The organism is Flavobacteriaceae bacterium HL-DH10, assembly GCA_031826515.1.
Lineage (GTDB): Bacteria > Bacteroidota > Bacteroidia > Flavobacteriales > Flavobacteriaceae > Thalassobellus > Thalassobellus suaedae.
In genome coordinates this window covers 3,284,188-3,309,988 of the sequence record CP134536.1, presented here as the reverse complement: position 1 = coordinate 3,309,988, position 25,801 = coordinate 3,284,188, and the positions used below count along the sequence as shown (strand labels likewise).

Sequence of the window (25,801 nt, the reverse complement as noted above, 5' to 3'; positions counted from 1 at the left end):
CTTTCTTTAAATATCATTATGATTTGTCTTAAACTAACTATTCTTTTTTACCTTTCTGATATAATATTTCATAGTTCCTCTTTTTTAAATAATTCTTGCATAATCAATGCTACTATTTCAAGTCTATCGTTTCTAATGAAATATTTTTCTTCATCCCAATTGCTCAAAAACCCAAATTCCACCAATACAGTCGGACAATGATTAGTTACTTCCCGCAAAACCTGAAAATCTCCGTACTTCACCCCTCTACTTTCAAAACCAAGCTTAATTTTCATTTGGTTTTGTAGTACATATGCTAACTGAATAGACTCCCTTAAAAAATTACCACCTATAGCATTCACATAAACTTCTACACCCCTAGCGTTTGGATTTTCAGACTGATTACAATGCAACGAAATAAATAAATCTGCTTTTAGTGTTTTTGCTAATCGTGTTCTGTCCGATAACGAAATTAATGTGTCTTTATAGCGTGTTAAATAGATTTCAAAATCACTTTTGGTATTTTTATTTAATCGAACCATCTCCTTTGCAATACTTAACACAATATCCTTTTCCATTATTCCATTTAGTCCAATAGCTCCAGAATCGGTTCCACCATGCCCAGGATCAATAACCACAATTTTTTTGCCTTCCATATTTTGGGAATTAAGAGATAAAACCATGAGACATAGACTCATGGTCAATAGTATTTTATAAAATGGTTTCAAAATGTTCATCTTGATTCTTGTTTGAACAAAATTCAAGAAATCAATCCCAACATTAAGAATCTTCCAAAGTTTAACATGAAGTTGCGTTAAAGTTTAGTTTTTTTCTTCCATAAGCTTCAATTCATAATAGATTTCGCAAAAGTCTTAGCAGACGGTGAAGTATGACGTACTGCACGGATACTAAAAATTTAAAATCTATTTCTTATGAAAAAATCAATTCTACTTTCAACTTTTCTGTTATTACTATCTGCTCCAAGCTTCGCGCAAATTGGAGGTATTGAAGACTCCGTAAATGATGTTTCAGACACCATTAGAACCATTTTCCCAATCATCTTGGGTGTTATTTTCCTGATCGGGTTTCTATTTAATGCTGGTCACTTCTTTGGTGAGAATGCTGACCTTAAAAAAGGCATTACGCGTGTATTAGTATTTGTACTCATAGCTGGTGCGGTAGTAGGCATTTTCACTTACTTGATAAGCATCGTGGTATAATGACCCTCATTGAGGGTTTTATTGGAATAGCTTTATGAAGAAATACGAAGTCTATAAAAACATAAGAAAACGGGCGATTATTTTTGGATTGCCTATTTCACTCTTTGCGCTTATGATGATTGCCATTGTAGCATCACTTTTGGTTATCATTTTCTCGTTCAGCTTTATAGTTGTTATTGGTGTTTTAATAGGTAATACAACACTTTATATAGCATTAACAAAGTTTGCCCACAATCCACAACTACTACAAGTTGCTAGAGTTTTCCCTAAAATAATCAGCAATAAAAAATCAACAACTTATGAATAAAATAAATCTGCTGTCCTATTATCCCATTGTAGATATTCAAGAGCATGTTGTTTTTGCTAATAATGGCAATGTTGTTTTATGCTTTAAAGGCTCGTTACCAGAAATTTATTCGCTTTCAGAAAAAGATTTTGAAGATATCCATGGTGCCTGGTTTCAAGCCATTAAATCACTTCCAACCGGATGTGTGGTTCATAAACAAGATGTTTACTTAAAAAAGAAATATACTTCTGAGCAATTACCCAACAAAAGCTTTTTGGAAAAAGCAACACATCAGCATTTTAAAGGTCGTGAATTTATGGAGCATCAGTGCTACTTGTTTTTCATTCTAACCAAGAACAACGCTCTTAATAATAGTAAATATGTAAATCCTTTTAGAAAAGTATCAAAAAGTATTGTTCAAGAAATGGATGATACCATAAGCTCTTTTATAGGCTCGGTTAGTGATTCTGTTTCTTTCATAAACAACAGCAGAAAAATGACTTTTACTCCCATGGATGCCGTTGGCATTCACGCATTAACAAATAACTTTTTTAACGGTTTTAATCATGGTTTTGATACTGACATTCTTTTGGAAAAAAATAGCACCAATATTGGAGAGCATTATTTTGACGTACTTTCAGTCAATAGCGAATTATGTTTCGGGGAAAGTGTCCAAACTAGCAAAACGAATGAAAAGTTTACTTCAGACGATTTTGTGTTTCATCAAGGGTTTATAGACGGTATGGGTTTAACACTGAATGAAAACCATATTGTGAACCAAATTATCTATTTAGATGATAAACAAAAATGGCGCAAACAGTTAGACAAGAAAGTTGAAGAACTAAACAAGAGTTCCAATTTTGGTTCGCAGAATAAAGTGGTGCTGAAAAAAATTCAGCATATACTCGACCAAATTAATGCAGATGATAAAGCACGGGTTATTCGTGGTCATCTCAATATTATCTATTGGGACAAAAAACCAGAAAATTTAGAACGTATTGCTTCTAAAATCAAGACTGAGTTTAAGGAATTGGATATCATTCCATATTATCCTCGTGGTGAAGAACGTAAAAATTATATTCTAAATAGTTATTTCTGTTTCTCATCCAATTTCTCAAATGATGATTTATATGTGACTGATTTAAAACACGCTTTGTGTTTATTAATCAACAATAGCAATTATAAATCTGATAAAACGGGTATCATTTTTAACGATAGAGAACATAACATTCCTGTTTTAAAGGATGTTTGGGATGAACAAAAGAAACGCATTAAAGCTAGAAACTTTGCCATTTTCGCACCTACTGGGGAAGGAAAATCCTTTTTAGCTAACAATATTCTGCGTCAATATTTTGAAAGTGGTGTACGCTTAGTGGTTATAGATTTGGGCGGTTCTTACACCAAATTTGCAAAGCTATACCCCAAGCAATACACGGTTTTACGTTATGAAAGCGGCAAAAATTTAGGCATCAACCCATTTTATATTGGTAATATAGAAGATCTTACTCCGGAACGTCTAGAAGATTTATCGGTGTTCCTGTTTGAATTATTTGCTTCTGATTTAAAAGTCACAAAAGCACAATCTGTTTCGGTAAAGAAAATATTGCGCCATTACTACCACCAAATATCGGAAGACTTTTCACTAAATAGTTTTTATGAGTTTATTGAAACGAATAAAGACAGCCTTTTAGAGCAATTAAAAATCCATGAGGACTATTTCAACATTACCAACTTTCTGCACATTATGTCTGAATATGTCGGTGATGGCTTGTACAGTTTCCTTTTTGAAGTGAGCGAAGACCAAACCTATAAAATTGAAGACAAACGTTTGATTGTTTTTGAGCTGGATGAAGTTAAGGACAATAAAGAGATCTTGTCCGTTATGTTGAAACTCATAAAATCTGCCATACAGCGTACCATTTGGAAAAATAGAGCTGAAAAAGGCATCATCTTATTTGATGAATTTGCAAAGCAACTCAAATTTGAAAACGTACTGGAAAGTGTGGAGTTTTATTATCAAGCTATTAGAAAACAAAATGGTGCTATTGGCATCATTCTGCAATCCATCAACCAATTGCCCAATAATTCGACATCTGCAAGTATCCTTGAAAACACTCAGGTTATTTACAGCCTAAATAATGAAAAAGGTTACCATGAACTTCAAAACCGATTGAATCTCTCCAGCCATGATTTAAATCAATTAAAGTCCATTAAGAACAACTTAACTGGACCACGAAAATATACTGAAATGTTTATCAAAATTGGCAAAGAGAGCAACATTTTCAGGTTGGAAGTTCCTAAACAAGTCTATGCCGCTTACCTGACTGATGGTAAAGAAAATGAAGACATCATGCAACTCTATGAAAAACATCAAAACATGGAAAAAGCAATCACTGAATACACATCTTAAAACAAAAAATTATGAAATCGAAGATTCACGAATACCAAAACAAATTTTTAGCTATGAGCAAAAAAACAATCTTAATTCTAGTAATGGCAATCTTCTTTAGCTTCAAAATAAGCGCTCAAGGTATGCCGGTTTATGACAATACGAATTTTATAAGTCTTGCCAAATCGCTTATTGAATCGGCAAAACAAACGTCTCAATTATTAAAAACAGTGGAGTTTTTAAAGACACAGAAAGATAATATTGAGAAAGTAAACAATGTCATTCGACAATTGAAAGCAGTTAGAGAATTGTCCCAAAACAATCAAAAGCTTTTTAATGTAGTTAGAAATGATTTACGAGATATTCTAAACTCGCCTTATATCAAGCCTGAAGAAGTTACCCGAATTTCAGATTCGTTCAACTCTATTATTGAAAGCTCATTGGAAGATCTTGATTTTATAGAGCAAATACTATCAAATGATTTTTTGAAAATGACTGATGCCGAACGTGCCGATGTTCTAACTAAAAAAGAAGAAGCATCAAAAGAAATGGTAGCCGAAATCACAAAGAAAACGGAGCGCTACAGAGATATTATTTCTTTCAGAAAAATGCAGGATAAAATAAATAATCGAGAAACAAACTATTAAAAAATGGCAGCCACATTCTTTTTAGGGATTGGACTTGAATATATCGATACGGTATTTCAAACCATAAAGAACAGTGATTTTTCACAATATACCATTGCAGGAATGAAAACACTTGCTGTTCTGTTCTTTTTAGTCAATATCCTAAAAAAATATAATGAAGGTGTTACCAATAAAGATGGTTACACTTGGGGATTGAGTCCAAGCGAACTAGCGAAGAATTTTGCTGTGGTTCTCCTAGTTATCTTTTCAACGCAGATACTAGGTGTTTTCGATGGGATTCTTGTTGCCATTGAATCTCAATACCGTAATACGGCTCCCGCGCTCCTTCCGCTTCAAATGCAAGACATACCTATTGAAGAAGATGTGGGCGTGTTGGAAGCCACCAAAAAAGCTATGGCACTCCTATATGATGCTTTAGTAACACCATTATACGGTTGGAAGATTATATCTTTTATTATCAGCCTTGGACTTTGGATTTTAGACTTATTCATTTACCCCTTGTTTTTAGCCGAACGCTATTTTCTTTTGGGCATTATGCAAGCCTTTTTTCCATTAATACTAAGTCTAGCCGTTTTTGAAAAGTTTCGTTCTATGGCATACTCTTTCTTTAAACTTTATGCGGCGGTCTATATGTTAGTCCCTGCCTTCTTTTTAGTGAATGTGTTTATCAATGCCATTTACACAGAAATCAATACCAATTTTTGGGTCAACCTTTTCGGAACTGATGTTGGGAGTCGATTTTTTGCTCCCGTAGTACAGCTCGGTTCAGTGGTATTTATTGTGTTTTTAAAATTCAAACTCTACAAGCGTGCTACCTCATTTACTTTAAGGCTATTCACTTCTTAAAACTAAACCAATTCAAATGAAAACATCATACAAAAACATATATACTATTTTGAACATCAATCGATTCATTGTTGTTTCTGTTGTTTTATTTGCATTAGGTTCTAGTACTTTTTCAGGATGGATCGTTTATGATATTCATAAAAAAGCACTCAATAACGCCTTTGCAATCAACACAGATGGCACCGTTATCCCTTTAAAATGGGTCACTCAAAAAGAAAATTTTCAAGTGGAAGCTTTAGCGCACTTAGAATTATTTCATACTTACTTCTACAACATTGATGCTAGTAATTATGAAAAGAATTTGAAAAAAGCTTTATGGCTTGGAAATAGTTCTGTCGATAATCTCTATCGTCAAAAAAAAGCAGATGGGGTTTATAATCGTTTACTGCAATATTCATTAATACAAAAAGTATTGAGTATTGAATCGCAGCTAGATATTCAAACTGAACCTTATCAATTTAAAACAACAACTGTTTTTGAAATAAACCGGGGAACTATTGTTGATACTTACGAGCTGGTTTCAACGGGAAACTTGTTGGTTGTTGATCGTAACTACCCTAACAATACTCACGGCTTGTTAATTACAAATTACTTTGAAAACACTTTAAAAAAGGTCCAAAATGGACACCAATAATTATGAAAATAGAAAAGAATAAAATCGTTTTTGGATCTGTATTAGCTGTTATTTTAATCTTTCTTATTTCCTATTCTGTTTTACTAATGGGAGATGATGAAAAGCAAAATGATAATCTTAAACAGACCCAAGTACCAGAACTTGAACAAGAACAGGAAAATTACACATCAAAGTTAAAAGCTATTGACGACCTGAAAGAAGTACGCGAAACCAATGCTCCTAGCATTTATGATGAAAAACTAATAGATTCATTAGGTTTTTATGACCCAGACTTATTGGAGAAGGACAAAATACGTATTGTTGATAGCATTTATAATTTGGGAAGGATAAACTATACTGAAAACCAATATCGAGAAACAAAGCCAAAAACTTTAGATATAGCTTACGAAAAGAAAACCGATTCTATAATTTCGAATAACTACAAAACCATAGCCCCAAAAGAAATTGGATTAGAGCATCAACTATTCTTTGCATCTAATCCTAAAAAGAATACAAGTTCAAATATTTTAAAAACAGATTCCACGATATATGTTGTAGTGAACGGAAACCAAATAGTCAAGAAAGATTTTCGTTTAAAAATGCGTTTGGAAAAAGATGCTATCATCAATAACCAAGTTATTCCAAAGAACACCGCTGTTTATGGCTTCATTAGTTTTAAACCTAATAGAGTAATAATAGACATTGAAAATATATTGCATCAACCCGTAAAATTAAAGGCATTCGACTTTCAAGATGGCAGTGAGGGCGTTTATGTAGAAAACAATTTTAGGGCTGATGCTACAAGCGAAGTTATTGAAGATGCTGTTGACGATATTAACATTGCCGGAGTGCCTCAAGTTACGGGTGTAAAAAAAATATTCCAACGTAGTAATCGGCAAGTAAAAGTTACCATAGTTAATAACTACAAACTCATTTTAAAACCACAATTATAAATTTAAAATTATGAAAAAGCACTTAATATTATTCAGTTTTATTTTGGTCTCTACATTTGTAAAAGCACAACCAAAAACAGTTATAGATACCATTTATGCTAATGACCATAAAAATGTTGCCTTATTCTTCCCTAACCCAATCCGTCAAGGCATTACGGGTTCAGAAAATTTCGTTTTTACTTATAACAGAGACAAAGAACAGTATTTTGGATTGCTCCAAGCAACACCAGGGAAAGAAAGCAATTTACTGATAATCAACAATAATGGTTCAATTTTTTCGTATATTGTAAGGTATAAAGAGCAAATTGAAACTTTGAATTATTTCATGCCAGATTCGACATCTATTGGTAATGAAAAACCATTTACCGGGGCAGCTGATAACGAAAATAAACCGATTGAGCTCTTTGACTTTAAAACCAATTATTATGAGCGCTTTTGTTCTTATCTGGTTAAAAGAAGACAACTCATTGGTAAGTTTAAAAAACGACATGATGGTATTATTCTGAAGATTGAAAATATCGTTTTTGACAAAGACGAATTATATTTTGTAATGACTATTGAAAATAAATCGTCTTTGGATTATGATGTGAATTTCTTGAACCTGAATATTCAAACACGCCAAAAAGGAAAGAAAAAATCATTACAAAGTCTTTATTTAAAACCTGTTTTTGAATATAATGTTCCATTAAAAATTAAAGAAAACCAAACTGCAAAGTTGGTATATGTAGTTCCAAAGTTTTCTATAAGTGATGAACGAAAGGTCATTTTAGAACTCAATGAAAAAAATGGAGAGCGCAATATAAAACTTATCATATTAGATAAAATCATTAATAACCCAAATTAAAATACCATGAAAAAGATGATTATTTATTTACTGATTTCATTTGTAATGAGTTGCGGTCAAACCCAATTATCACATACGGATACGGCAAAGATTGTTGTTGAGAGTTTTTATAAAAATGACAATTCAAAACTAAAAAAGTACACCACTCCAGAAAGTTATGCTTCATTTATGGCAATTCAAGCTATGGTTGCTCCTGGTAATGATAGTCCGTCAAATTTTAAATTGATTGAAGAAACTGTTGACGGCGATATTGCTTGGGTAAGGTTCTCAACCTCCTATGAAGAAAAACCCGAAACCTTTAAATTGGTAAAAGTTGACGAGCAATGGAAGGTTGCTGAAAAAGGATTGAGGGAGAAAGCGCCTTTTTGACAATTTTATTTTCTAAAGAGATAAATTGCTCAACTCTTGATAATCAATTTTGCTGATAATACTTTCAATATTACTATCAACTTTAGGGCTGAATAAATCTTTACTTACAGTGTAAGCGTCTAGTTTAGATTCTGGATAATTACCATTCACAAGTTCTCTTATATCATCTTGTGTTAATTCCGAAGACAACCAATTATCAATGACATCATCATCTAAAATCACTGGTTGCCGCTTCTTTAAATTATGAATTTTAGCAAACATAGGAGATGCTTCTTTAGTTAAAATTGTAAAAGTAATATAGGTATCAATGACAGAATAAATACCTGCTAACGCTAAAGGTTCTTTCTCTTTTTGGGATATGTAAAAAGGATATTTTTTCTTCAAATGTTCATGAGGTTCAAAAAAACCTGAAACAGGTATTATACAACGTTTAGACATTGCTGATTCTCGGTATAAAAAATGATTAAATAACTTTTCTGATTGAGCATTAAGACCTCCACCAAATTTTACAGCCTCTTTATAATAGTCTTTAATTTCATTTGAGGCTTTATTTGAAGGTACAATACCCCAAACTCCTGGAGCTAATACATCTGATTTCTCTTGTGGAATTACTAACATATTAGGATGTCCAAATCCGTTTAAATGATAATTTGGCTTATCAAATATTGGGCGGATATTATCAGAGCTTAAATTCACTTTAAAATGTTCTTCAAGCTTTTTTGTCTTATGAAGAGTACTGGTATGAAAGCACATGCAATACTATTTTATAGGCTAAAGTTAAAAAATAAAATGTTTCCTTTTTAATTTAAACTTCTTGGGTCTTGTAATAGTGATAGCTTTTTAGTCCATATTATATCTAAGCTACAAAAATCAAACTCTTCAACTATCTTACCACAACACGCATAAACTCCAAAACCATTTATTGGGTATTTATCTACGACTTGTGAAAAATGAACCGTATCAAAATAATCCCCTTCCTTATCCGTAAAAGTGCAAAAACGCATTAATTTTTCATTAGAACCTTTATGAAATCTTGTATTTACAAGGACACCATAAAGCACTACTGTTTTGTTTATATACTTTTCCATGTCTTTTGCTTTAATGTTCTCAATGAGTTCATCATTTATCATTTCAAAATAATTACAAAGAGGAAAACCTAATAATTCCATTTGGTCATAAGCATCTTCAATCCAAGTTGTTTTTAAACTTGGTAACTTAAATTGTTTATGGTTTGGTTTAAATAATTTTGATTGTGTAGTTTTTGCCTTACTGGTATTTAGCTTAAATATAGCTTGCCATAATAATTCGGTTTTAGATTGTTTTGTAAATCGAAAGGCATCTATTCTAATCAAGATGGTTAATTGCTCAATGCTGATAACAACTCTATCAATAAAATCATCTAAAGACATAAATGCGCCATTAAACTGCCTTTCTGTTAATATTCTTTTTACGGTTAATACTTCCAAACTTTTCAAATATCCAAAGCCCAAATAAATAACCTTACCTATTATGATATTGGGATGGTCACTTTTATTGATACATGGAGCCTCAACAATACCACCACACATTTTTGTTTCATGTATATAATGTTCAGCACTATAAAACCCTCCTCCATTATTAAGTACTGCCACCATAAATTCCAAAGGGAAATAACATTTTAAATATAAACTTTGGTAGCTCTCGACAGCATATGAAGCCGAATGTCCTTTAGCAAAAGCATAACCTGCAAAGCTTTTTATTTGATTCCAGACTTCAAAAGTCAGTTCATCAGAATATCCTTTGGCTTTACAATTATTAATAAACTTTTCTTCCACCGCTGCAAATTCAGCTCGTGATCTAAATTTCCCACTCATTCCTCGTCGTAGCACATCTGCTTCACCTAAATCGAGTCCAGCAAACTTATTGGCTACTTTAAGCACATCTTCTTGATATACCATAATACCATAGGTCTCTGGCATTATCTCCAGCAAAATGGGATTGGCATCTTTTCGCTTTTCAGGTTGTCGTTGTCTTATTATAAATTCATTTTTCATTCCCGAACTAGAAACACCTGGTCTTATAATAGAACTGGCAGCTACCAATCCCAAATAATCCTGTGTTTGTAGTTTTCTCATTAAACCACGCATTGCTGGAGATTCCACATAATAAGCTCCAATGGCTTTGCCTTGCTTCAATAAGTTATTGATATTAGGGTCTTTTTTAAAGCTTTCTACTTGTGTAATATCAATTGGTGGCAATTCAGGTCGATTGTATTTTATAATTTCTATAGCTTCTTTAATCTTAGCCAATCCACGCTGACCCAAAATATCAAACTTAAAAACTCCTACATCTTCTGCAATAATCATATCAAACTGAACTGTTGGAAATCCTTTAGGTGGCAAGTCGGTAGCTGAATAGTAATGTATAGGCTTTTCTAAAATTAACACACCACAAGAATGCACACTTAAATGATTTGGAAACCCTTTTATAAGCTCACCATACTTTAAAACCAATTGTGATATGTCGTCCAAAGTCTTAACATTATAACTGCCTGAACTTAGTTTATCTATTTCCTCTTTTGGTAATCCAAATACTTTACCCAATTCACGGACTACTGCCCTATACTTAAAGGTATTATAGGTTGCTAAAAGTGCTACGTTTTTAAATCGTTTAAAAATATAATCGGTAACATCCTCACGTTCTTTCCACGAGAAATCAATATCAAAATCTGGTGGTGACGCTCTAAAAGGGTTTATAAAACGCTCGAAATACAAATCTAACTCTATGGGGTCTACATCTGTAATACCAATAATATAGGCTACAATACTATTTGCCCCACTACCCCTACCAACATGCACATATTCCATTCTTTTAGAATAAGAAACAATGTCATAATTGATTAAAAAATAAGACACAAAATTCATCTGTCGAATCGTTTTTAGTTCCGTTTCTAAACGTATTCTTACCTTTTTGTCCGGTTTACTATAGCGTTTGTGCAGATTGTCTTCGCAAAGTTTCTTTAATAACTGATAATCTTCTTCTTCTGTATTTAAATAAAGGGATTGATTTTGAGAGATTCTGTGTTCGCCAAAATTAAAATCAATAACACAACTATTAAGGAGTTCTTCTGAATTAGTGATTATAAAAGGAAACTCTGAAAATTTATGTTTTAAATCTTCAAAAGGAATCATTTTATCATGTTCACGACACTCTTCTATCTTTTGCAGCTTACTTAAAAGTGTATTATTATCAATAGCTCTTAATAATCTATGTGCATTAAAATCTCGTTTATTCCTAATAGTAACCTGTTGCTGGATGACTAATTTATCTATATATGATTTGTAAATAGAAAACGGTATTTTTTTAATTTCTTCTATTGAAATACCAATAAACTCATTCTCCTGAAATGTTTTTTTCTCTAATTGCATAACACGCTCTAATGGATAAATAACATAGGCATTATATAAAGTAGGTGCTATATCGGGAAGTGGTATTTTATTGTGTGAGTGATGCGATAAAAAAGTATTCAATTCTTGAAAACCTTGATTGTTTTTTGCCAACCCAACATATAACTGTTTAGTACCATTTCTAAAGTCAATACCAATAACTGGTTTAATATTAAATTCCTCTGATTTACGAATGAAATTAAGGCATGCCGATGTATTATTAATATCCGTTAAAGCTAAAGTGCTTATTTCATTCTCTTTGGCGAGCTGTAATAATTCAACTTCTGAAAATGTACCATATCGCAAGGAATAATATGTGTGACAATTTAAATACATTATTGTTTTCTATGTGCTAAAATAATTGGAGGTTCACCATTAAAAGGATTATGTGAGCCACCAATAGATTTTGCTCCAATTGAAGCTGCTTTTTGTACACTTAAATCTCCATAGCGATTGCGAATGGTATCTAAGGCGTTGTACAAACTAAGCATCTCTTCTGTATCATCAAACAAGTTGATTTGATAACTTCCACTTACCAGATTACTGATTTTAACTCCCACAAGCCGTATCAACAAACGTCTTTGATACAAACTATCAAATAATTCCAAAACTCTAGGAATGATTAGATGATCTGCACTTGTATATGGTATGTTCACCTGTTTGGAATAAGTATTAAAATCTGAATATCTAATTTTTACACTGATACAAGAAGCCAATTTTTGACCTCTCCGTAATTGATATGCTAAATTTTCTGCCATTGCAAAAATGGTCGTTCTTAATTTGACCATATCAATAGTGTCTTTCTCATAGGTACGTTCCATAGAAATGGATTTTCGTTCATGAAATGGAATTAAAGGCGGATTATCTAAACCATTGGCTCGTTTCCAAATGGTGACGCCATTTACACCCAAAACACTGCTCATCATTTCAACTGGCATTTGTTGAACAACACTTACTTTATCAATGCCTAAATTCCTTAGAATTTGATACGTCTTATCTCCTACTGATGGTATTTTTTTTATGGATAGCGGTGCCATAAATGACTTCTCAAAACCATAATCAACTCTAAGTTGGTTATTTGGTTTAGCCTCTCCTGTGGCCACTTTGGAAACAATTTTGTTTGAAGACAAGCCGAAAGAAATCGGCAACCCAGTTTCCTTGATTATTTTTGATCGTAATTCAGAAGCATATTTATAGCTTCCAAAAAATTTATCCATGCCACTCAAATCTGCATAAAACTCATCAATGCTAGCCTTTTCAAATACAGGTACGCTTTCCTTTATGATATCAGTAACTAAATGTGATTGTTTGGTATAAATTGATGAATTTCCCCTTATAACAACTGCCTCCGGACATAAACGTCTTGCTAAACGCATGGGCATACCAGAATGCACACCAAATCGTCTAGTTTCATAACTACAAGCAGCCACTACGCCTCTATCTCCAGTACCTCCAACTAACAATGGTCTCTTTTGTAAACGGCTGTCAATTAAGCGTTCACAAGACACAAAAAAGGTATCTAAATCTAGATGTAAAATATTTTTATTCATGTCACAAAATTAGCTACATATTCAAGTAATTATTGCTTATATTTGTAGTATTATGAAAATGATATCAAAAAACATCAAACATTTAAGGAAACTCAAAAACCTCACGCAAGAAGTGCTTGCTGATGAATTATCAGTATCACGTTCTAAAATTGGTTCTTATGAAGAAGGTCGCTCCGCTCCTACTATCGAGTTTCTAATTGGTATATCCGATTACTTCAAAATACCTATTGATATTTTACTTAGAAATGATCTGACCAAATCTAAGGATTCGTCATTCATTGAAATTGGAAATCAACGCGTACTATTTCCTATTGTAGTCGATTCTGAAAATGAAAATTTAATTGAGGTTGTTCCTATTAAAGCTTCAGCTGGTTATTTGGCTGGTTATGATGACCCTGAATACATTGAGCAACTGCAAAAAATCAAGTTGCCTTTTTTACCCACCGGTAAACATCGTGCGTTCCCCATAAAAGGAGATTCTATGTTACCTATGAAAGATGGCTCGTTTGTTATAGGTCGCTTTGTAGAAAATAGAAATGAAATAAAAACAGGAAGAACGTATGTTTTAGTGACATTGAATGATGGTATGGTCTATAAGCGTATTATGAATAATATTGATTTTAATAATTCATTATTATTGATGTCAGACAACAAAAAGTATAATGATTACAGTGTACCCATCAATGAAGTATTAGAAATATGGGAGTTTACTTGTAGCATAAATACACAAGAGTACAGTGAAGAAGAACTTAAATTAAGTAGTATCATTAATATGTTTAACGAGCTAGGTGTTGAACTAAAAGCCTTAGAAAAATTAGTGTAATGATATATACTGTAATCGATGTTGAAACAACTGGTATTGGAAATAAAATTACTGAAATCTCCATTTTCAGATATGAAAACAATGTATTGATTGATGAGTTTACATCCCTTGTTAATCCAGAACGGCTCATTCCCGATTACATAACAACTTTAACTGGAATTGATGATTTTATGGTTGCTAAAGCGCCTGTATTTTCTGAGATTTCAGAATCTATTCTATCCATTACTAAGGATGCCATTTTTATAGCACACAGCGTTAATTTTGACTACAATGTCATTCGTAATGAGTTTAAATCCATTGGAGTTCATTTTAATAGAAAGAAACTTTGTACTGTTAGACTATCCAGAAAATTATTACCTGGTCATAAATCTTACAGTCTAGGAAAATTATGCGATACATTAGATATACCTATTGTTGGTAGACATCGTGCCAGAGGTGATGCGGAAGCCACAGTTATCCTTTTTAAATTATTATTAGAACAACCAAATTCCCAAGAAGTTATTCAATCCTTTTTTAAAAAAGACTCCAAAGAGACTACGCTACCTCAACATTTAAAACAAGAAACTTTTGACCAACTTCCCAACGCTACAGGAGTTTATTATTTTAAGGATAAAAAAGGGAAAATTATTTATGTTGGAAAAGCAAAAGATATTAAAAAGCGAGTATTAAGCCATTTTTACAGTAAAATAGAAAAGGAACTTAATCTATCTAGAGAAACTACTGATGTAGATTTTGAACTCTCAGGAAGTGAAACAATTGCTTTATTAATGGAAGATGCCGCTATTAAGCATCATTTCCCCAAATATAATGAAGCTGCCAAACGCATTCCAAAAGCTTATGCCATATTTAGTTACCAAGATAGAAATGGCATTATTCATTTAGCTTATAATACTCATAAATCAATACCACATGCCATACAAATATTATATAGTATTCAAGAGTGTCGTTATTATATGGAATCCATTTGTAAGCAATTTAATCTATGTCCAAAATACTGTCATTTACAAGAAGGTGTTACGTATTGTTCGCATTATTCAATTAAATCTTGCAAAGGGGTTTGTAAAGAAACTGAATCTAAGGCATTATATAATATTCGTGTTAATCAAGCCATAGATTATCTTAAAAACATGTCCAAAGATGTTATCTTAAAACAACAAGGTAGACATGAAAATGAAGAGGCTTTTATTATGATTCAAAATAGCATTTATCGTGGATATGGTTTTATTGATAAAAATGAACAAATTAATACTTCGGAAGATTTAGAGCTGTTTCTCATACCCCAAAAAGATAATGTTGATATTCAAAGGGTCTTAAAAAAAATGGTATTGGAAAGTCAAAATTAAAAACCAACTAAAATCCTTTAGCTAAATTGTAAGAAAGTAATTACATTAGCTTATTGGATATATTGAAACACAATAAGAATGGAAAATAATTTATAAAAGTATTGTTATCCTTCTCCATTAGAATCTTATATGATGGTCAGTAATCCATATAACTAAGTTAGCCACAATTAAAAAAAACAACACTAATGAGCGATTTCACATATGAATTACCACCTGAACAAGACTTCTTTAAGACCTTAATTGAATATGTGGAACACAAACAACAAAATGACATAACTGAATTATTAAAAAAATGTACAATGTCATTTCAAGAAACCAGTAATTTCACAGAGAAGATATGGAATACATATTGGTGTTCAATCATTTTTTCACTTCCTATTTCAGAACTTCCGAACATAAATCAAAGAACACATGCTATACTTAAGGAATATTGTGACCAATTACTTCCGACAAACTGTGGTTTTTTAATTAAAGAAATAAATTTCGTGCCTCAAATAGTTCAACACCCTGTTGAACAACCTGCTGACGTAGAAGTCGTTTTTGAAAAACAAAAAAATAAAATAATTGAGGTTATAAAACAAGCAAAGTTTACGATTTGGATTGCTGTTGCTTGGTTTACATTAGATGAAATTTATGATTTACTTGTTGAGAAAAGCAATGAAGGAATTGATGTTCGAATTATTGTGAGTAAAGACGAAATAAATAAGAAAAAATACGATAAATACAAGGACAAACTAAACATAAAAGGCTATCCAAAGTTTGGAGCATTTAATGACAATTTAATGCACAATAAATTTTGTGTTATTGATTTGCAGAAAGTTATACACGGCTCTTATAATTGGTCAAGAAGAGCTGAATATAATAAAGAAACTGTTGAAGTTGTTGATGATAGAAAAGTAGCAGAAGAATTTGCCGAACAGTTCAAACAACTACAATTGGAATTAAATAAAGAATAATAACTGTGGCTAACAACATATATAAAAAATAGCGGTTTAAGTGCTTAAAACAAAGTGATTTCCGTAAATTTATCGTCAATACAAAACCGAAAAGTCCGTGAGTAAAATCCGCTACTTTTCATATACAAGACCGTTAGCCACAAGCTGAAAAAATGAACGAAAAACCAATCATAAGTGATATTTTGAGAATATTTATTTATCCTATTGTAACATTCGATTGTTTTTGGATATTTCTTAAATACACAGATGTAGAACAATTTGAAAAAAAAGAAATTCTTTCAACATTGATTTCTGTAATATCAATAATTATAGCAATTATTGCAACCTACTTGTTTTCAAAACTTTTTGCAGAAAAGTCAATTAAAATTGAACGAAAAAAGAAAATAGACATATTATCATCGAAAATCACCTATTTAAGAAGAATAGCATTTCAAATCAGAGGATTACACGAATTTTGGAGATTTAATGATGTTAACATAAAATCTATTGTTGACCATAGATATGAAGATCTTACTTACGAGGAATATCGAGGTTACGATTTGTCTGGTCATAGAAAATTTACTTATGAGGAGTCTACAAAAATTAGTGAAGAAATTTACGGAACAGATGGACAAGCATATCTTGCGCTAAAAGGACTTGAAGACGGAGACAACAGTTTTACCTTTTTCACAGAATTTAATCCAAAAAATTACACCTTAGAGGAAATTGCTAGATATAAAGAATATGCTGGGTCATTTTGGTATTTTCTTGACAGGTCCAGCGACGACATCGTTAATTTTAATGGTTGTTCAAGATATAGGATGAATAGGATTGATGAACTATTTCAAAAAATTACGGGAAGACAAATTGATAAACAAAACTATAAAAGAGAACTCAAAGACTTACTAACTGAATTTGATTCAGTAATTTTTGAAAAGCATTATTATTTGAACTCACTAAATTCCGGAAAGCTTCCTAAATTTTATATTAAAGGCTTAATTAATATGGTTGTTTTTCTAGTTCTTTTAATTGTTTGTGTTTTTGCTTTTGTTCTTAACCTAAATAAATGGACTGATTTTACTCTAACAATAATTTTACTTTCATTTTTTATATCAAATACAACTGACTTGATTTTAATTACAATTCAGTCCATAAGAAATGAATTAGAAATAAATGAAATTTACAACATATAAGAAAAGCCAGTGGCCGTGTATAAAAAATTGCTAGTTTTAGCTAAACCAAAGTTTGTTGCGTGTTTGCTGGCTTCCGATTTTCCTTCGGAAAATCCTCGCACGCAAACACGCAACTTTCCATACAGGAACACGTTAGGCAACATTTGAGTAAACCACAGAAATGGAGGAAATTAGAGAAAAAGTAATAAAAGAATTCAGAAGAAGAAAATATGCTGAATCTACTATTCGAGGTTATTCGAATACTCTTTTTAGACTTTTTGATTTTTATTCTGCTCATAATCCAACTGAATTAACAAACAAACAAGTAACTAGCTACGCTAAATCCTTAATTAATCAAAAAAAATCTCATACAACATTACGAACATTAATCTTTGTATGCAGAATATTTTTTGACCAAATGCATAATAAAAATCATGGAATCTATCCATTTAAAATTCCTGATTCAGCAGAAAGGTCAGCGGATTTTTTTGAGCAATCTGATGTGTTAGAATTAATAGACCGAAAAGAAAATTTAAAACATAAAATAATTTTTCTTTTAATGTACTCTTGTGGTTTAGAAGCAAACGAATTGTTGGAAATTAAAATTCAAGACATAATCTCTAAAGATGAAAATCCATTTATAATTTTACACGACAGTAAAGGAAATGAAAAGAGAAGAGCCTATTTATCAAAAAGAGTTATTCCTTTATTATCAGACTACTACAAAGAATATAAACCAGAATCATATTTCATTTATAGTCAAAATGACAAGAATAAAAAGTATTCTTACACAAGTGTTAGAAAATTATTGATTGATTCATTAAAAGAAATGGAACTCAATCCTGCTTTAACTGTAGCCTATCCCTTTTTAGGACACCTCTAAATTCGACAAAAAATTGCTTTCTCGCTCGGATTTGGAGATTAAATTTATTTCATCTTCAAATCTGGGCATAAATTCTACAGGGGATTTGTTTCCCAAGGATTTATGCGGATGATTATTGTTGTAATCGTGCTTCCATTGATTGTTTAACTTTTGTAATTGATAGATGTCATCAAAATAATAAGCATCCAGTATATCTTCCCTGTAATGCCTATTAAATCTCTCAATATATCCATTCTGCATTGGTTTGCCAGGTTGGATATACTTGATTTCGATAAAGTTCCTTTCACACCAATTGGCAAAGGTCTTTGATATAAACTCGGGACCATTGTCACATCTAACGTACTTAGGAACACCAATTTCCTCTTTAAGTTGCTCTAAGGCCTCTACAACCGCTCTGGCCGGAAAGGACAATCCAGCCTCTACCAGTAATGCTTCTCGATTGCAATCATCTATAACGTTCAACACACGAACCTTTCTTCCATCACCAAGAACATCGCCCATAAAATCCAAACTCCAACAAATATTCAATGATACTGGAGCTTCTAAAGGTTGTTTGACCCTTGTTGCCAAACGTTTCTTGTGTTTGCGCCTTAGTTTAAGTTTCATGTTCCTGTATACTCTCAGTACACGTTTTCTGTTCCATTTATGACCTTCGCGACGGATTCGGTTATAATACTCATCAAAACCTCTGGTGGGCAATTGCTGGGCAAGTTCAGAAAGCTTGTCAATGACTTCTTTGTCATTTTTCTTCCTTTGGTAATACCACATAGAGCGTGTCATCCCCATAACTCCACAGGCCCGCTTAACGGACACTTCGTACTGTTTGATTAGATATTTGGCACGGAATCGCTTGTCGGAAGGTCTTAGGACTTTTTTGACAATACGTCCTTTAGCATCCGAATATCAAGAGAAGCATCGGCATACATTTGCTTTAGCTTAAGGTTTTCTTCTTCAAGCTCCTTTAGCCGCTTTAAATGGCTCGCTTCCATGCCACCATACTTCTTGCGCCAATAATAATTGGTACTCTTGTCGATTCCCAGTTCTCGGGCCAGTTCAGGGATGCTTCTTCCTTGTTCGTTCTCCTTTAGGATCTTCACAATCTGTGTCTCGGTAAATTTGCTTTTTTTCATGTGACAGTTTAAAATTTAAAATTAGTAAATTCGAATTTTACGCTGTCCTATTTTTAGGGAAGGCTACATAACAACTAGAGCATTCAAATATTCATACATTAAACATCTAAATCAATTAGGAATCCCATTAATAAAAATTTTAGAATATCTAAAAATCAAGGAATTTGATTCCCATTTTCAATATTCAAAATTAATTCACGAAGAACAAGTAATAAATTTTACACCTTATGATAAATTAATCACCACATCTGAAAAAACTGAAAGTTTTGATGATTTAGAATCTTTGGTTTTCAAATTGAAAGATTTAGATGAAATCGATTATCTATTGGAAGGGATAGATTGCTTTAGAAATGGAAATTTAAGAGCTGGAGTAATTTTTATTTGGTCATCTGCCATAAAGAATATTAGAAAACAAATACTAGAAATAGAAAAACTAAACATAATAAACGAAGAATTAATCAGTATTGACTCTAGAGCAAAAAAAATAAAAAACATTGACAGCTTTGAATATATAAAAGACGAAACAACAATTCATCTAGCGGAAAAAATAGGTGTTTTTAGTAAGTTTCAGAAAAATGAATTAATAAATAATTGTCTAGGTTTGAGAAATAAATGTGGACATCCTTCAAACTACAAACCAGAAATTCAAAGAGTAAAATCGTTTGTGGAAGAAGTATTGAATATGATTTATAAAGATAAACGTTAGCTATAAGGCAAAAACAGAACTAATAAAACATTAATGAATAAAGAAAGAGCAACCACATATAGTTTTTTAGCACATATTAGAAATACTGGAACTTTAGCAAAAGGCCCAATAGATATTTTTATTCCACTAGTAAAAAGAGCTTTGTCCTATATGAACTCAAAGGGCATACACAAAGGAAAAAGCATCCTTGAAATAAAAGCTGTAACTGATGAACTTTACGGATTAGACTTTCCAGTCCCTGCTTTAAAAAAAGTATTAGATGCCATTTGCATTGAGGTAAATGATAAAGAAATTACTCGTTTTATTTTACATAAAGACCTTTCATTTAGCATCAATGAATATACTTTTGACGAATTCGACGATGTTTTAAAGGAACAAGAAAGAGATATTGAAGAAGTAGAACAACTTTTTAAGCAGTTTTGCAAAAATTCAGACCTTGATATAAAGAATAGTGAGTCAATATTTAAATTTATAGAGAAGAATAAATTTAATCTTTCTAAATACATTTCTCACAATCAAAATGTTAATGGTGAGGATTATACTGCTGAGGCTCAGTTCATAGATTTTTTTAAACGTATTCCGACAGTATACGAAAAAATTAAGAACATTTACTTAGGTTCAATTATATCTGGTTACATAGAATATGCGCCCGATGAAATTAAACGTGAGGTAAAGCTTCTTTTAGACACTAATTTTATTGTCGGCTTATTAGATTTGAATACACCAGAGTCAACTCATACTTGCAGAACCTTATTAAAAATAGCAAAACAACAAGGCTACAAGGTTACAGTTCTTATAGATACTATAAATGAAACAACTAACCTACTTGAAAAAAAAGCAGAGTATTTTGACAAATCATTTTTACAGAAGAAAGTAAACACAGAAGATGTATACAATGCTTGTGAGAGGAGAAATCTTTCTAAAATTGACTTGGAGAGAATAGCGGATAATATTGGAGATTCGCTAAGAGAATTTGGAATATCAACTATTCCGTATACTGAAAAATTAAAAAACGAAGCAAAATTTACAGATGAATATAAAATCTTGCTAGAATATAGGTCAGCTAAAATAGCAGCTCTACACGATGCGATGGCCATTCTATTCATAAGAAAAGAACGGAAAAACAAACGTATTCAGGATTTTGATAAAGTCAATGCGTGGTTTGTTAATAACACAGCGACTTTAGAAGGTGAAAATTTTCATTTAAGAGAAGGGTTTCAACCAGAAATCATCAAGGCTGACGATTTACTCAATATCCTTTGGTTGAGTAACCCACAAATAACTAATTCTATTGAAGGTGGAGATTTAGCCGAAATAGGTCTTACCTCTACAATCGCACTGACTTTAAGTCAAAATCTTCCAAAAGCAAAAATATTAAGAGAACTAGACGACAATATACATAAGTATGCCGAAGAAAAAATCAGTGATGAAGATATAATTAGAGTTGCAACTAGAATTACGAACAAACAACTTAAGGATATTGAATCCTTGAACTTACTTGCAGAGCAAAATAAGGAGGAATTTATTAAACGTCTAGAAGATGAAGCTAAAAAGCAAAAAGAAATAGAAGATACACGAATTAAAAATCTGGAAAAGGTGTTTAATAGTTTATCCATAAGAACTGATAATCTAGAAAAAAGCAAGAAAAAATATGAAGAAAAAAGTAAGTCTATAGATGCTATAATCGCAGAAAAAAGTTCTGAAACGGATAAATTAAAAAGTGAATTACTAAAGGAAAAAAATGAAGCAAGAAGAGTTAAACGCGATGCATGGATTGATAATGAATTAGTGAAATGGAGAAGAAAAAGTTGGGTTTTATTTTTCATAAGCCTAGCAATATTCATCGGAATAGCACTTTACTTACTATATCAATCACAATGGAACATTAATTTAGCTATTCAGAGATTTCAGAATTGGCAAGCTGATTTTATTATTGGCAATATACTATCAATACTTTCATTTCTATTTATTGCCATAGTGTTGTATTTAATTAAAGACAAGTATTGGAATCATAGTAATATAAAAAGCTTCAAATCTGAATTAAAGATACCAGATGAATTAAAAGAATTAGAAAAGCCCAGTCGCTAAGGCGTATACAAAAAATTGCTAGTTTTAGCTAGCACAAAGTTAGTTGCTCGTTTGCTAGCTTCTGATTTCCTTCGGAAAATCCTCGCACGCAAACACGCAATTTTCCAAGATACAAATAAACGTTAGCTTTATCATTGAGGTTCTATAAGTCCATTAAAATATTCTGGAAGTTTATCATCATTATATGCCTTAACTTCAGATTCTACTCTAGCTGCAATTAATTCTTTAACGGTAGTTCGCTCGTTTTTAACAGCGATTGCAATTTGATTTAGAATATGGCCAATCCATGGAGCTTTTAATTGAATATATAGAAGTGGTTTAAAATCCTAACTTTTAAAAATGGACCTCGCCTCCTCATAAATCGCATCAAAATTTGATTGTAAATTTGCCTCGGAATATTCTTGTTTTTTTATTGGCAAACTTTTTTCAATCTTAGAAAGTTTAAATTGTACCTTTTTATCTTCACCGTCAGCAAACGTTATAAACTCCCCTTCCTTTAATCTAAAAAAAGCATCTGCTCTTATTTTTGCTACTTCCCGTTCTCCAGTGGTGATCCGCGTATCAAAATTGAGATTATGACCTCGATTCACACTGGTGGTTTCTTTTTTTACAATTTCAAAAAACCGTTCGTAATATTTCGCGGTATCAGGATCATTTACCTTTCCGAAGAATTGATATGACAAATTACTCAAAATAGCTTTGCTTGCCTTTTCGCCATACATCATATCATTCTGTATCTTGTCTTGCATAACATAAATGGTAGCAATATCATAACTTCTTAAAGTTGCTGGAATACGGTGCATATTCAATAGCCTAATTGTTGGTGCTTCTTCCATCATCAAAAATGAAGAATTGGCATTTCTAATGCTCATTTGCTTCGTAATGGTATGAATTATGGTGGCTATAATTGGAGAATATGCTGTTTCATATTTAGGGTTGTTCACGACTGATATCACTAAGGGCTGTTCCTGATTATTAATATCAAGTGACACATCATCCGAAGATAAGGTCATAAAAATACGCTGCGTAGATATCTTCTTCAGCGCATTCGCCAAAGTGCTTTTCACACCAGCTGTTTGTCTATCCGAATCCTTACCACTTATAAAGGCATCTGCCATGGCTCTGGAGGTTGTGTTGGAGCTCAAAAAAGCAATAAGGCTATCTGTGTCCAGAAATTGGTATATGGCTATCAAATGTGGTAAGGTGCAGTATTGAGGATAATTGGTTTTTAGTTTCCAAATCAACCCACCAATAAGTCCTTCTGCTGCATCATTAAAAAATTTTGTTGTTCCTACACTTCCTGATTCCTTTTGCTCCAATAGATTTTCAATAAGCACCCTGGCAACCTCATTGACGCTTTCTTCATTGGTCATATATCTTGGTGCTATAGGATTCACTCTATCATAAATAGTATCAAATGAAATCACTCGAAAATCAATCTCATTTTTCTCAAATAAAGGGAATGCCATTTCAGTGATTTCAAAATTCTTGTAATCATGGATGACTCCTGAAAATTTATGCTTGCTGAAATGCTGAAGAAAACTAAAAACAACACTTTCTGTTTTTCCGCTACCTGCAGAACCAATAATGGAAGCACCCCGTTTGACGTTATCTATTTTAAAACTTCCTCGCTTTACTTTAAATTGAACTTGGTATTTATTATTGGAATTGAAAGCTTCATTTTCAGTGTGCAGAAAAACATATAAAACCGTATTGATTAACAATAGCGGACATCCAATATAAAGTGTGGAAACATACCAATTCAATGTAAATACACTCATTTTAAAAACCATGAATAAACTTATAATAATTAGCAGCAGGTTTAGAAAAAATCCATTGCGAGTTATTTTGAAAAGGATTGAAAACACCAAGAACATTCCAAATAATAATCCAATCGTAAATGTGATTCCTTGTATTTCCATGTTATATGCCTATTGAACCTGATTTAATTGCTACGTCCACACCACGTTTTAAATATCTTATGGTTTTAAGCGCTAACTGCACTTGATTGGTTGGAATACTCGCAATAGGCACTCCAGATTTTGCAAGCATTTTAAAAGCTATTGCTTTCTCACTAGCTGGCAAACCTAATAATGTTGTGAAATACAGCTTTGGATTTTTAATAAAATCTTTCTTCGATTTGTACGATTCAGCATAGTTGCGTTTGTAACCAAACGTTTTATCAAAAGAGCTTTCAGCTTTTGTGAAAAATGCATCCCTGTCGAATCCACGTTTCACTATTTTACCATGCATTTCTACTTCTGAAGCTTTGTGTTTGGATCCTGGTGATAAGCTCACAGAATTAGAAGCATCCTTTCGACTCACGATAATATGAACATGACTTTGGTTACCTTCCTTTTTCGTGCCTTGAACAATACGTTTTCCGTTTTGTTGGTGTGGTGCTTCGGCTTCAAGTTTGGCTATTTGAGTTTTCATTTGCTTTATATTTCCTTCCAGTTGTTGGTATTCTATTTTCCTAATGTTGTTTTTTAACTCAAGTATTTTAGTGGCAAAAGGTTGATTTTCTCGCACTTGTTTGTCGGTGCCTTTAAACGTGCGTTGGTGTTCAATTTTGGCAAAATATTTTATATCGTCTACGGTTATTGGTTTACCATTAATTTCCCGATTGAAAGACGTTGCATAATCCTTCATGATGGCTCTAGTATATGTCTTTAAATCTTCAGAACTGTTTTGTAATTTTCGAAGTTCAGATTGACTTGGACTTACAGTAATTGAATAAAACTTAGGTTCCCTATTTTTGAGTTTTGCAGTATTGCTATCAATTTCTTTGACCACTTCTTTAGCATCTATTTCATCGCCATATTGGTTAAAAAAATGTTCTATATCCTCTTGCTCCAAACCCTGATTTTCTTTCTCTAAGTAATCAACAAAATCCGTCGAACTCTGTGAATAGTTGCCTCCTAATTTTTGTGCAGTGATTGTTATGTACATTATTTTATAATTGATTATTTGATTCTTTTTTTTCTACAAACTGAACTTTATTTTCTTTAGGATCTTTTTCTAAAATGAGCTTTTTATCCTTAGGTTCGAATTCCATAAATAAGGATTGCAGCATCGCTGTAGTGGGTTTGTCATGGTTCTTTTCAATGTCCTTTATAATGGCTATTACAGCATTGATTCGTTTCTTAATTTCGCTCTCCAAGGTTTGCATATTTGGACCCATAGTTTCATTTGGTGAAATCCCATTCTCCTCAAAAAAGTCAAGCATCAGAAGCAATGTCATGGATTGGGACTTTGACATTTTTTTACAAAATTTCCGAAATCTTTTTGCCACCGAAACTTTAATCCCGAGCATCTCAAAGCGTTCTTTTTCATAACCTTTATCCATTTTTTCTGAAAAAATTTGTTATTTTTATTGGTCTGAGAGGTTTTTTTCTGAAAAACGATGCTAAAAACTCATTAACTAAAACATTCAATCTCTCAAAACCATTGATTTTACTAGTGTTTTGTAAAAACTAAAAACTGAAACATCGCGCTAGCGTGTTACCCTCTTGCTATTCCTTTTCGTCCCGATTTACCGGGACAAAAAAATACCATTACATCTAAAAATGTAATGGCTTTTGCTTCAATAAGAATAGA

The 25,801-nt window shown here is 32.2% G+C and carries 25 protein-coding genes; 16 read left to right on the top strand and 9 right to left on the bottom strand.

The features are described 5' to 3' along the window. Nucleotides 1–68: 68 nt before the first annotated feature. Nucleotides 69–635, bottom strand: a complete 567-nt coding sequence (locus RHP49_13965) for an N-acetylmuramoyl-L-alanine amidase (GenBank protein ID WNH11994.1) — start codon at nucleotides 633–635, stop codon at nucleotides 69–71. Nucleotides 636–911: 276 nt separating this feature from the next. On the opposite strand from RHP49_13965, the gene RHP49_13960 reads away from it, so the two are divergent. The 9 genes from RHP49_13960 to RHP49_13920 are packed head-to-tail and all read left to right on the top strand — an operon-like array spanning nucleotide 912 to nucleotide 8,146. Next, entirely contained in the window at nucleotides 912–1,199 is a 288-nt protein-coding gene (locus tag RHP49_13960; protein WNH11993.1) for a hypothetical protein, read from the top strand. 34 nt (nucleotides 1,200–1,233) lie between these two features. Next, a complete protein-coding gene (locus tag RHP49_13955; protein ID WNH11992.1) occupies nucleotides 1,234–1,506 on the top strand; it encodes a hypothetical protein in 273 nt (90 codons plus the stop codon). Further along, nucleotides 1,499–3,895, top strand: a complete 2,397-nt coding sequence (locus RHP49_13950) for a TraG family conjugative transposon ATPase (GenBank protein WNH11991.1) — start codon at nucleotides 1,499–1,501, stop codon at nucleotides 3,893–3,895. Before RHP49_13955 ends, RHP49_13950 begins: the two co-directional genes overlap by 8 nt. 53 nt (nucleotides 3,896–3,948) lie before the next feature. Then, nucleotides 3,949–4,521, top strand: a complete 573-nt coding sequence (locus tag RHP49_13945; GenBank protein ID WNH14432.1) for a conjugal transfer protein — start codon at nucleotides 3,949–3,951, stop codon at nucleotides 4,519–4,521. A 3-nt stretch (nucleotides 4,522–4,524) separates the two neighbouring features. After that, a complete protein-coding gene (locus RHP49_13940; GenBank protein WNH11990.1) occupies nucleotides 4,525–5,367 on the top strand; it encodes a hypothetical protein in 843 nt (280 codons plus the stop codon). Nucleotides 5,368–5,383: 16 nt separating this feature from the next. After that, a complete protein-coding gene (locus RHP49_13935) occupies nucleotides 5,384–6,001 on the top strand; it encodes a conjugal transfer protein TraK (protein WNH11989.1) in 618 nt (205 codons plus the stop codon). A gap of 2 nt (nucleotides 6,002–6,003) precedes the next feature. Further along, nucleotides 6,004–6,933, top strand: coding sequence for a conjugative transposon protein TraM (gene traM / locus RHP49_13930; protein ID WNH11988.1), 930 nt, complete (start codon nucleotides 6,004–6,006; stop codon nucleotides 6,931–6,933). A gap of 10 nt (nucleotides 6,934–6,943) precedes the next feature. Continuing rightward, nucleotides 6,944–7,777 carry a DUF4138 domain-containing protein gene (locus RHP49_13925; GenBank protein ID WNH11987.1) on the top strand — a complete coding sequence of 278 codons (834 nt, stop codon included), beginning with the start codon at nucleotides 6,944–6,946 and terminating at the stop codon, nucleotides 7,775–7,777. 6 nt (nucleotides 7,778–7,783) lie between these two features. Continuing rightward, a complete protein-coding gene (locus RHP49_13920; protein WNH11986.1) occupies nucleotides 7,784–8,146 on the top strand; it encodes a hypothetical protein in 363 nt (120 codons plus the stop codon). 12 nt (nucleotides 8,147–8,158) lie between these two features. Here RHP49_13920 and RHP49_13915 read toward each other — a convergent pair whose 3' ends face one another. From RHP49_13915 to RHP49_13905, 3 genes are read right to left on the bottom strand one after another with little or no spacing between them, the layout of a single operon-like run. Further along, nucleotides 8,159–8,899: an SOS response-associated peptidase gene (locus tag RHP49_13915; protein WNH11985.1), complete on the bottom strand. Its 741-nt coding sequence runs from the start codon at nucleotides 8,897–8,899 to the stop codon at nucleotides 8,159–8,161. Between the two features lie 47 nt (nucleotides 8,900–8,946). Continuing rightward, nucleotides 8,947–11,907 carry a DNA polymerase III subunit alpha gene (dnaE, locus tag RHP49_13910; GenBank protein ID WNH11984.1) on the bottom strand — a complete coding sequence of 987 codons (2,961 nt, stop codon included), beginning with the start codon at nucleotides 11,905–11,907 and terminating at the stop codon, nucleotides 8,947–8,949. Next, nucleotides 11,907–13,121 carry a DNA polymerase IV gene (locus RHP49_13905; GenBank protein ID WNH11983.1) on the bottom strand — a complete coding sequence of 405 codons (1,215 nt, stop codon included), beginning with the start codon at nucleotides 13,119–13,121 and terminating at the stop codon, nucleotides 11,907–11,909. Before RHP49_13905 ends, dnaE begins: the two co-directional genes overlap by 1 nt. A gap of 52 nt (nucleotides 13,122–13,173) precedes the next feature. Here RHP49_13905 and RHP49_13900 point away from each other — a divergent pair, with 52 nt between their 5' ends. From RHP49_13900 to RHP49_13880, 5 genes are all read left to right on the top strand, one after another. After that, nucleotides 13,174–13,944 carry a LexA family transcriptional regulator gene (locus RHP49_13900; protein ID WNH11982.1) on the top strand — a complete coding sequence of 257 codons (771 nt, stop codon included), beginning with the start codon at nucleotides 13,174–13,176 and terminating at the stop codon, nucleotides 13,942–13,944. Continuing rightward, nucleotides 13,944–15,287: an exonuclease domain-containing protein gene (locus RHP49_13895; protein ID WNH11981.1), complete on the top strand. Its 1,344-nt coding sequence runs from the start codon at nucleotides 13,944–13,946 to the stop codon at nucleotides 15,285–15,287. The genes RHP49_13900 and RHP49_13895 overlap by 1 nt, the downstream gene beginning before the upstream one ends. Nucleotides 15,288–15,472: 185 nt before the next feature. Beyond that, nucleotides 15,473–16,243, top strand: coding sequence for a phospholipase D-like domain-containing protein (locus RHP49_13890; protein ID WNH11980.1), 771 nt, complete (start codon nucleotides 15,473–15,475; stop codon nucleotides 16,241–16,243). A gap of 152 nt (nucleotides 16,244–16,395) precedes the next feature. Further along, nucleotides 16,396–17,415: a hypothetical protein gene (locus RHP49_13885; protein ID WNH11979.1), complete on the top strand. Its 1,020-nt coding sequence runs from the start codon at nucleotides 16,396–16,398 to the stop codon at nucleotides 17,413–17,415. A 160-nt stretch (nucleotides 17,416–17,575) separates the two neighbouring features. Beyond that, nucleotides 17,576–18,277 carry a tyrosine-type recombinase/integrase gene (locus RHP49_13880; GenBank protein WNH11978.1) on the top strand — a complete coding sequence of 234 codons (702 nt, stop codon included), beginning with the start codon at nucleotides 17,576–17,578 and terminating at the stop codon, nucleotides 18,275–18,277. On the opposite strand, the gene RHP49_13875 is transcribed toward RHP49_13880, so the two are convergent. Both RHP49_13875 and RHP49_13870 read right to left on the bottom strand, forming a co-directional pair. Continuing rightward, nucleotides 18,263–19,105 (bottom strand): IS3 family transposase, encoded by an 843-nt coding sequence (locus tag RHP49_13875; GenBank protein ID WNH14431.1) that lies wholly within the window; start codon nucleotides 19,103–19,105, stop codon nucleotides 18,263–18,265. The two genes, RHP49_13880 and RHP49_13875, sit on opposite strands and share 15 nt — an antisense overlap. A 35-nt stretch (nucleotides 19,106–19,140) precedes the next feature. After that, nucleotides 19,141–19,407, bottom strand: coding sequence for a transposase (locus RHP49_13870; GenBank protein ID WNH11977.1), 267 nt, complete (start codon nucleotides 19,405–19,407; stop codon nucleotides 19,141–19,143). A 295-nt stretch (nucleotides 19,408–19,702) separates the two neighbouring features. On the opposite strand from RHP49_13870, the gene RHP49_13865 reads away from it, so the two are divergent. Continuing rightward, the gene (locus tag RHP49_13865) at nucleotides 19,703–20,113 is read left to right on the top strand and encodes a hypothetical protein (protein WNH11976.1); all 411 of its coding nucleotides are present in this window, start codon (nucleotides 19,703–19,705) and stop codon (nucleotides 20,111–20,113) included. 33 nt (nucleotides 20,114–20,146) lie between these two features. Further along, nucleotides 20,147–22,201 (top strand): hypothetical protein, encoded by a 2,055-nt coding sequence (locus tag RHP49_13860; protein ID WNH11975.1) that lies wholly within the window; start codon nucleotides 20,147–20,149, stop codon nucleotides 22,199–22,201. 326 nt (nucleotides 22,202–22,527) lie between these two features. Here the strand turns inward: RHP49_13860 and RHP49_13855 are convergent, their stop codons facing one another. From RHP49_13855 to RHP49_13845, 3 genes are read right to left on the bottom strand one after another with little or no spacing between them, the layout of a single operon-like run. Continuing rightward, nucleotides 22,528–24,123 (bottom strand): type IV secretory system conjugative DNA transfer family protein, encoded by a 1,596-nt coding sequence (locus RHP49_13855; protein ID WNH11974.1) that lies wholly within the window; start codon nucleotides 24,121–24,123, stop codon nucleotides 22,528–22,530. Nucleotide 24,124: 1 nt separating this feature from the next. After that, entirely contained in the window at nucleotides 24,125–25,153 is a 1,029-nt protein-coding gene (gene mobB, locus RHP49_13850) for a MobB family relaxase (protein ID WNH11973.1), read from the bottom strand. Between the two features lie 4 nt (nucleotides 25,154–25,157). Then, a complete protein-coding gene (locus RHP49_13845; protein ID WNH11972.1) occupies nucleotides 25,158–25,550 on the bottom strand; it encodes a BfmA/BtgA family mobilization protein in 393 nt (130 codons plus the stop codon). Nucleotides 25,551–25,801 lie beyond the last annotated feature (251 nt).